A 6803-nucleotide genomic window follows, 5' to 3' on the forward strand; every position below is an offset into this window, starting at 1 on the left:
TGCACCTCTCGGTGCGTGCCTGCGGCGTTTGGTCGAAGGAACAGGCCTGGGCCGGCGGTGCGGCCAGGTCCCACCCCAGGGCCGCCAGTGCGGCGGCCCGGAACAGGAAGGGTTTCATGAAGGCATGTCTCCGTTGTCAGACCGGGTGGCCGACGGGGTTCCACGGGGGGGGCTGCCCGTTCGGACTGAAAACGTTATCATGAACCGTTGCCGCAACCCATCCGCCCCATCCCGCCCGTGAGCTCCGACACCGACACCCCCCCACCCGTGACCGTGCTCGACGTGGCCCGCGCCGCCGGCGTGTCGCCCAGCACCGTCTCGCGCATCCTCAATGGCACGGCCCGGGTGGCCGCCGACAAGCGCGCCGCGGTCGAAGCCGCCATCGCCCGGCTCAACTTCCGGCCCAATCTGTTCGCGCGCAGCCTCAAGACCGGCACCACGATGACGGTCGGCATCGTCACGCAGGACGTCGAGAGCCCCTTCTACGGCCGGGCGATGAAAGGCATCGAGGCGGGGCTGAACGGCAGCGGCTACGCGCCCATCATCGTCAGCGGCCACTGGAACGCCGAGGAAGAGGCCGAGCGCATCGAACTGCTGATGGCTCGGCGCATCGACGGCCTGATCATCCTCACCGGCCACCTGTCCGACGAGCAGGTGCAGGCCTTTGCGCTGCACCAGCCGGTGGTGGCCACCGGCCGCGAGGTGACCGGCCCGCAACTGCGCAGTTGCCAGCTCGACCAGGAAACCGGCGGCTACCTCGCCACGCGCCATCTCATCCACCTCGGCCACCGCCGCATCGCGCACATCGCCGGCCCGCAGGACCATGACGACGCCCGCCGGCGCCTGACCGGCTACCGCCGTGCCCTGCAGGAGGCCGGGCTGATGGCCGACCCGGCGCTGATCGTGCAGGGCGACTTCATGGAAAGCGGTGGCCTGATGGCCATGAACCGCCTGATCGACAGCGGCGAGTCCTTCACCGCCGTGTTCGCCGCCAACGACCAGAGCGCCTACGGCGCGCGCATGGCCCTGTACCGCCGCGGCGTGCGTGTGCCCGACGATGTCTCGCTCGTGGGCTTCGACGACCTGCCCGCCTCGGCCTACCTCACCCCCCCGCTGACCACCGTGCGTCAGCCCATCTACGAGGTGGGCCTGTACGCCGCGCGCACCCTGCTCTCGCTGATGGGGCACCCGGCCGAACCCATCACGCTGCCGCCGATCGAACTCATCGTGCGCGAGACGACGCGCCGGCTCTGAGGCACCACAATGCGCGCATGACTCTGCGCATCCTGCTCACCGGCTTCGAGCCCTTCGGCGGCGACATCATGAATCCCTCGCAGGCCCTGGCCGAGGCGCTGCACGGCCAGTGTGTGGACGGAGCCCCGGTCACCGGTCTGGTGCTGCCCTGCGTCTTCGACGCGGCGTTGGACATGCTCCACCAGGCGCTCGAAGTGCACCGCCCCACCCTCGTGCTCGCCCTGGGCCAAGCCGGCGGTCGGGCCGATCTCAGCCTCGAGCGCGTCGCGATCAACGTCAACGACGCCCGCATCCCCGACAATGCCGGCCGCCAGCCCATCGACACGCCGGTCGTGCCCGGCGGCCCGGCCGCCTACTTCAGCACCCTGCCGATCAAGGCCATCGTCGCCGAGCTGCATGCCGCGGGCCTGCCCGCCTCGGTGTCGCAGACCGCCGGCACCTTCGTGTGCAACCATGTCTTCTACGGCTTGATGCACGCGCTGGCCACACGGCATCCGCGCGCTCGCGGCGGGTTCATGCATGTGCCGCTGCTGCCCGGGCAGGCCGCATGCCTGGCGCAGCCCACGGCCAGCATGGCACTGCAGACGATGCGCGATGGCGTGCTGGTGGCCCTGCGGACGGCACTGCGCGAGCGGGTCGATCGGGTGGTGGGCGGGGGTGCGTTGGATTGAACCGCACCAGCCCTGCGCTCAAAGCGTCAAGACGCGGGTGACGGGGGGCAGGTCAAACACACACCGCAATGCACGCCACCCGAAACCAGGCAGGCACAAACAAACCAGGCTGTGCCGCGGCATCTGTTCAGGGTTGATCGTCATGGGCTCGGATGCCAGCGCAAGGCCATCATGACCGACACAAACACCACAGGCACTGCGCAGCCCATCGCCAGCACCGCGCGTGCCGCCCATCTGTACCAGCCTGGAGCCATCGTGTGAGCTTCCTGTGCGTTGCGTTTCCGGCCCAACCGGGGAAGCCGATCAGGCTCCGCAGCATCACCGTCTTCATCAGACCCATCACGAGGCCTGAATAGACCGCTACCTCTGACTCCCTGGAGCAAGGCGGCCCCCCAATACCGTCGGACCCAAGCCTTAGGCATCAACAACTGCTTGAGCCACAAAGAGAGGGGAGCTGCGATCAGGTAGTACGCGGCCACGTAAATCATGGCTCCGCGTGTCGACAACTCTGTCGAGAGTGATGTCTTCCGTGTGTATTTCAGCGTCGGATCAGGTCTTCGCAATCGTTGCAGACGAGCAGCCACTCGTGCCCATCGCATCGCACCGTACCCGTCCAGGCCGCCGTGATGCGCCAGCTGCAGGTTTGTCCCTGGTACTGCAGCACCCCGAGTGCGGCGCAGGGCGCTTGCTCGTAGTGGTCATGCAGCGTCTTGGCGTCTACGGGCTTCGCTCGGCGGAAGAAGGCTGCCGCATCGGCGTGGCGGCCCGGCACGTCGGCTGGGGTACAGCGCTGGGGTTCGGTGGATTCGAAGTCGGAGAGGTACACGTCTCGTACGGCATCGGGCCTGAACGCTGGCAGTCCCGTTACGCAAGCACTGACGAGAACCATCCCAGCCAGGGCGACCAACCTCATCGCCATACGGCACTCCCCGCTTCATCAGGGTGCTTGTACGACACCTGCGGATGACGGAAGACATCAGCAGACGTGAGAGAGAAGTGACGGTAGATCTCGTCGATCAACCATTGCAACCGGTGATTCTGCTCGGTCGTCACCGCCTCATAGCGCCTTTCATCGATGTGCCTGCCGACCAGCTCGATGCCGATGGAGTCGCTGTTTACCGGGAAGCGCTCAGGGTAGGGCTTACGGCGTTCGATGTCGTTGATCGCGGCAATCTGCGCCGACCACCCCAAGGCAAGTGCCTTGGCGATTTCCGGATCGCGACAGTTGGCCTTCAACAATTCCAGGCAGCGCGACTTGATGCGCGCACCCACGTGAAAGCAACGCTTAAACAGGCTCGCCGTCTGGTACAGAGTCCCGTTTTTTGCGATGAGGAAATGCGCGCCATGACCACCTCGGGCGTAGGCATTGAACGTGGACTGTTCGTCATCCGCATCCGTCTGATGGATGACGATCGCGCGGGCGGCCTCGAGGGCCCCCTGCTCGATCTGGGGATACCGCCGATGTTGCACTTGGACGTGCACAAGCATGCCTTCCTTGTCGATGTTCGACATCGGAACCTCCTTGAATATTGCAGGAATGACGGCGCATCAGTCTAGGCAGCCGCCATCCCAAGACAAGGCTCATTTCGTGAGCGAGTGTGACAACCGCATTTCGGGAGTTGCAACAGCTGCGCGATCAGCGCATCCCCGCCACGCCCGATCCAGCCCATCGTCCTACACTCGGGCAAACCCTGATCTCTATGTCCTCCGTTTCTTCCGCGCTCCCCCTCGACCTCGCCTTGCAAGGCGGGGGCTCGCATGGCGCTTTCACCTGGGGCGTGCTCGACCGCTTGCTGGAAGACGAGGGCCTGTCGGTGCAGGGCATCTCGGGCACCAGTGCGGGGGCGTTGAACGGCGCGGTCTTGGTGACGGGGCTGGTGCGCGGCGGGCGTGAGGCGGCGCGTGCGGCCTTGCGGGCGTTCTGGGAGGACGTGGGGCGCAGCGCTCAGGTGTTCTCGCCGTTTTCGCTGACGCAGGCGGCTGCCGCGCAGCACCACAGCTTCAACTTCGACCGGCTGCCCAGTTACCAGTGGGTGACGAGCTTCTGGCGCAGCTTCAGCCCCTATGAGTTCAACCCGCTGAACCTGAACCCGCTGCGCGACGTGGCGCGCCGGCATGTGGATGAAGCGGCACTGCGCGAGTCGCACACGCATGTGCCGGGCTTGAGCCTGTTCGTGACGGCCACCTCGGTACACACCGGCCAGGCGCGGGTGTTCACGGGCACCGATCTCAGCATCGACGCGCTGCTGGCCTCGGCCTGCCTGCCCTTCCTGTTCCAGGCCGTGGAGATCGACGGCGAGCCCTACTGGGACGGTGGCTACACCGGCAACCCGGCGCTGTACCCGCTGATCTACCGCACGAACACCTTGGACATCCTGCTGGTGAAGATCAACCCGCTGCGACGCGAAGGCACACCCATGCGCAGTGTGGAGATCATGGACCGCATGAGCGAGATCACTTTCAACGCAAGCCTGATCGCCGAGCTGCGCGCGATTGCCTTCGTGTCGCGGCTGCTGCGCGAACACAAGCTCGATCCGCGCCGGTACAAGGACCTGCGCCTGCACATGGTGGCCGACGACGAGGGGCTCGCACCCTTCAATGCGTCGAGCAAGCTCAACACCGACCCGGCCTTCCTGGAGCAGCTCTTCACGCTGGGCCGCGCGGCGGCCGAACGCTGGCTGGCGGCGCACCGCCGCGACCTGGGCCGGCGCTCGTCGCTGGACATCGAAGCGCAGTTCCTGGGCCGCACCGACGCCACCCGCGCCCAGCCCGTCCCGCTGCAAGCCAGGCCGCCGCGCCGCCCGTGGTGGCGGCGCTGGCTCGGGCGTTGAATCGCCTCAGACGCCGAGCTTCTTCTTCAGCAGCTCGTTCACCTGGGCCGGGTTCGCCTTGCCCTTGGTGGCCTTCATGGCCTGGCCCACCAGGGCGTTGAAGGCCTTGTCCTTGCCGGCGCGGAATTCCTCCACCGACTTGGCATTGGCGGCCAGCACCTCGTCGAGGATGGCTTCCAGCGCGCCGGTGTCGTTCATCTGCTTGAGGCCCTTGGCGTCAATCAGCGCATCCACATCACTGCCTTGGCCGCTCCACAGGGCTTCGAACACCTGCTTGGCGCCATTGTTCGAAATGGTGCCGTCGTTGATGCGGCCGATCAGCGCGGCCAGCGTGGCGGCCTGCACGGGGGCCTGCGCAATGTCCTTGCCTTCGGCATTGAGCCGGCGCGACACCTCGCCCATCAACCAGTTCGCCACCAGCTTGGGCTGCTGGCAGGCATTGCGTGCGGCCTCGTAGTAGCGCGCAAACGCGAGGCTTTGCGTCATCATCATGGCGTCATAGGCCGGCAGGCCGTCCTCGCGCTGGAAGCGTTCGGCCATCACGCTGGGCAGCTCGGGCATCTCGCCCTTCACCCGTTCGATCCACTCGGGGGCGATCACCAGCGGGGGCAGGTCGGGGTCGGGGAAGTAGCGGTAGTCGTGCGCGTCTTCCTTGCTGCGCATGGCCCGCGTCTCGCCGGTGTCGGGGTTGAAGAGCACGGTGGCCTGCTCGACCTGGCCGCCGTCCTCGATCAGGTCGATCTGCCAGTTCACCTCGTAGTCGATGGCCTGCTGCAGGAAGCGGAAGCTGTTGAGGTTTTTGATCTCGCGGCGCGTGCCGAAGGGTTGGCCGGGCTTGCGCACCGAGACGTTCGCATCGCAGCGGAAGCTGCCCTCCTGCATGTTGCCGTCGCAGATGCCCAGCCACACCACCAGCGCATGCAGGGCCTTGGCATAGGCCACCGCCTGCGCCGACGAGCGCATCTCGGGCTCGGAGACGATCTCCAGCAGCGGCGTGCCGGCGCGGTTGAGATCGATGCCCGTCTGGCCGTGGTAGTCCTCGTGCAGCGACTTGCCGGCGTCTTCTTCCAGGTGAGCGCGGGTGAGGTGCACCACGTGCTTCTCGTCGCCCACGTAGAACTCGACCTGCCCGCCCTGCACCACCGGGATCTCGTACTGGCTGATCTGGTAGCCCTTGGGCAGGTCGGGGTAGAAGTAGTTCTTGCGCGCAAAGATGGACCGCGGCGCCACGGTGCCCTTGACCGCCAGGCCGAAGCGGATGGCCAGCTCGACCGCAGCCCGGTTCAGAACCGGCAGTGTGCCGGGCAGGGCCAGGTCCACCGCGCAAGCCTGGGTGTTGGGTGCGGCACCGAAGGCCGTGCTGGCCCCTGAGAAGATCTTCGATCGTGTGGACAGTTGTGCGTGCGTCTCGAGGCCGATCACCACCTCGTAGCCGCGCACGAGTTTCGATGCGATTGGGGTCATCTCAATAGCCCTGGGGGATGCGCAGGTGGAAGTCGGTGGCTTGCTGGAAGGCATGCGCCGCATGCAGCAGCTCGCCTTCCTTCCAGTAGTTGCCGATCAATTGCAGGCCCACGGGCAAGCCGCCCTCGCCAAAGCCCGCCGGCACGCTCATGCCGGGCAGGCCGGCCAGGCTGGCCGGCAGGGTGAAGATGTCGGCGAGGTATTCCTGCACCGGGTCGGTCTGGCTGCCCAGCACGCGCGCCACCGTGGGGGCAACCGGGCCGGCGATCAGGTCGCACCGGGCGAAGGCGGCCTGGAAGTCGTCGGCGATCATGCGGCGCAGCTTCTGGGCCTGCAGGTAATAGGCGTCGTAGTAGCCGTGGCTGAGCACGTAGGTGCCGATCATGATGCGGCGCTGGACCTCGGCACCGAAGCCTTCGGACCGGCTCTTCTTGTACATGTCGAGCAGGTCGGCATAGTCCTTCGCGCGGTGGCCGTAGCGCACGCCGTCATAGCGGCTCAGGTTGGAGCTGGCCTCGGCCGGGGCGATGATGTAGTAGACGGGGATGGACAGCTCGGTGCGCGGCAGGCTCACGTCCACCAG

Annotated in this window: 7 protein-coding genes; 3 read left to right on the forward strand and 4 right to left on the reverse strand. The window is 66.7% G+C overall.

Annotated features, from left to right (window positions below; genetic code table 11):
- Positions 1–237 precede the first annotated feature (237 nt).
- A complete protein-coding gene (locus tag ACK42S_RS14000) occupies positions 238–1254 on the forward strand; it encodes a LacI family DNA-binding transcriptional regulator (RefSeq protein ID WP_409708701.1) in 1017 nt (338 codons plus the stop codon).
- 17 nt (positions 1255–1271) lie between these two features.
- Positions 1272–1925 (forward strand): pyroglutamyl-peptidase I, encoded by a 654-nt coding sequence (pcp, locus tag ACK42S_RS14005; RefSeq protein WP_409708704.1) that lies wholly within the window; start codon positions 1272–1274, stop codon positions 1923–1925.
- A 538-nt stretch (positions 1926–2463) separates the two neighbouring features.
- Here the strand turns inward: pcp and ACK42S_RS14010 are convergent.
- Positions 2464–2751, reverse strand: coding sequence for a hypothetical protein (locus ACK42S_RS14010; RefSeq protein ID WP_409708707.1), 288 nt, complete (start codon positions 2749–2751; stop codon positions 2464–2466).
- Positions 2752–2834: 83 nt separating this feature from the next.
- On the reverse strand, positions 2835–3437 hold the full coding sequence (locus ACK42S_RS14015) for an N-acetylmuramoyl-L-alanine amidase (protein ID WP_409708710.1): 603 nt from the start codon (positions 3435–3437) through the stop codon (positions 2835–2837).
- 188 nt (positions 3438–3625) lie between these two features.
- Between ACK42S_RS14015 and ACK42S_RS14020 the strand changes: the two genes are divergently transcribed.
- Positions 3626–4756 carry a patatin-like phospholipase family protein gene (locus tag ACK42S_RS14020; RefSeq protein ID WP_409708713.1) on the forward strand — a complete coding sequence of 377 codons (1131 nt, stop codon included), beginning with the start codon at positions 3626–3628 and terminating at the stop codon, positions 4754–4756.
- Positions 4757–4762: 6 nt separating this feature from the next.
- On the opposite strand, the gene gatB is transcribed toward ACK42S_RS14020, so the two are convergent.
- Both gatB and ACK42S_RS14030 read right to left on the reverse strand, forming a co-directional pair.
- Positions 4763–6220 carry an Asp-tRNA(Asn)/Glu-tRNA(Gln) amidotransferase subunit GatB gene (gene gatB / locus ACK42S_RS14025; RefSeq protein ID WP_409708716.1) on the reverse strand — a complete coding sequence of 486 codons (1458 nt, stop codon included), beginning with the start codon at positions 6218–6220 and terminating at the stop codon, positions 4763–4765.
- Position 6221: 1 nt separating this feature from the next.
- Positions 6222–6803 (reverse strand): amidase family protein (locus ACK42S_RS14030; RefSeq protein WP_409708719.1); only part of this gene is annotated, 582 nt, incomplete at its 5' end.

This window comes from Caldimonas sp., assembly GCF_046289365.1.
Lineage (GTDB): Bacteria > Pseudomonadota > Gammaproteobacteria > Burkholderiales > Burkholderiaceae_C > Caldimonas.

What these genes read in the sequence shown, in the direction of transcription:
- pcp (WP_409708704.1), top strand. Translation starts at nt 1,272, where the DNA reads ATGACTCTGCGCATCCTGCTCACCGGCTTCGAGCCCTTCGGCGGCGAC.
- ACK42S_RS14015 (WP_409708710.1), bottom strand. Translation starts at nt 3,437, where the DNA reads ATGTCGAACATCGACAAGGAAGGCATGCTTGTGCACGTCCAAGTGCAA.
- ACK42S_RS14020 (WP_409708713.1), top strand. Translation starts at nt 3,626, where the DNA reads ATGTCCTCCGTTTCTTCCGCGCTCCCCCTCGACCTCGCCTTGCAAGGC.
- gatB (WP_409708716.1), bottom strand. Translation starts at nt 6,220, where the DNA reads ATGACCCCAATCGCATCGAAACTCGTGCGCGGCTACGAGGTGGTGATC.